The organism is Virgibacillus sp. GM2-2 (genome assembly GCF_055329585.1).
Genome location: NZ_JBUZWC010000063.1, coordinates 1 through 275 on the forward strand (window position 1 = coordinate 1; position 275 = coordinate 275).

A 275-nucleotide genomic window follows, 5' to 3' on the forward strand; every position below is an offset into this window, starting at 1 on the left:
GCAGAAATTTATCGAGAGGCGTAAACGCACCGACCCAAAATTTGCTAAGGACTTCGAGTCTGGCTATCAGGAGTTCAAGATTGGCGTTCTCCTGCGCCAGGCGCGCGAACAAGCTGGTGTAACCCAGGAGGCGCTTGCCCGCCGAACCAAGACCAAAAAATCTGCCATCTCGCGCCTGGAGAATCATGCGGAAGATGTCCGGCTTTCCACCATCAAGCGTGTCGCTCAAGCTCTGGGAAAGTCGCTGCGGATAGAATTGGTCGAGGCCTAAACGG

Annotated in this window: 1 protein-coding gene; it reads left to right on the top strand. The window is 54.9% G+C overall.

Going from position 1 to position 275, the window contains the following annotated elements; genetic code table 11:
- Positions 1-271: helix-turn-helix domain-containing protein (locus ACY9Z2_RS18975; protein ID WP_463611240.1), on the top strand; the 271-nt coding region annotated here is incomplete at its 5' end.
- Positions 272-275 lie beyond the last annotated feature (4 nt).